This is a genomic window from Bacillus sp. mrc49 (genome assembly GCF_002803435.1).
The window spans coordinates 1-1,013 of the sequence record NZ_PHNG01000458.1; the positions used below are offsets into that span (position 1 = coordinate 1).

1 protein-coding gene is annotated in these 1,013 nt (G+C 45.6%); it reads right to left on the bottom strand.

The window, feature by feature from the left end; genetic code table 11:
* Positions 1 to 190: 190 nt before the first annotated feature.
* On the bottom strand, positions 191 to 1,013 hold an 823-nt coding region (locus CVN76_RS03585; protein WP_157805500.1), incomplete at its 5' end, for an amino acid permease.

Consider the following 1,013-nt stretch of genomic DNA (forward strand, 5'->3'; position numbering starts at 1 on the left):
TCATTAAACAAACCCCTCCGTTTTATATAAAGTGAAGCGTCTGCCATCTTTTTTAGGCAATCGGCCGATGATATATAGCTTACACTATTTTGATATAAAATTTAATGTGGACGCTTATATATTTATGCGGCACTGTCAAGGGACGGAGGAAACCTTGAGCTCCAATAAGTCCAAGGCTTCCTCCTTTTCGTTATCGTTTTTTATATTTGTAAAGCATCGCCAAGACGATGAACCAGATCGGCGTCATCAACAGTGAGAGTCGTGTAGCCTCAGCGAATAGCATGACGAGCAGGATGAACGCGAATAAACCTAGGATCAGGTAATTGATGAAGGGTGTCAAGGGTGCCCTGAAAGTCGATTTGGCCCTTAAGTCAGGCCGTTTTTTCGTATATATGATATGGGAGATCAAGATGATGCTCCATACCCAAATGAAACAGATGGCACTGATCGTGGTCACGACGGTAAAGGCCTGTTCCGGTATCAGTTTGCTTAACAAAGCCCCCAATGAGACAACGATCGTCGATGTGAATAAGGCATTGCTTGGAACAGCCTGTTTATTTAAATGGGCCAGTTTGGCAGAGGCTTCGCCATTCCTGCTTAACGTATAGAGAATGCGGCTCGTTGAAAATAATCCGCTGTTGCATGCGGAGGCGGCAGATGTCAACACAACGAAATTGATGATTCCAGCAGCGACAGGAATTCCGATTAACGCAAAAACTTCAACAAATGGGCTGCTCGTTGCATCCAGTTGCGTCCAAGGGTTCACAACCAGGATGACGAATAGGGCTCCTACATAGAACAATAAAATCCGGACAGGGATTTTATTGATGGCAGACGGAATGTTTTTCCTGGGGTTCGCCGTTTCCGCTGCAGATACCCCAACCAAGTCGACACCGACAAAGGAGAAGACGACCAATTGTAAAGACAACAGGAAACCGGAAATGCCATTGGGGAACATGCCCCCATGACTCCATAAATTCGTTACGGAAACCGTACCCGTGCTTGTCTTGAAG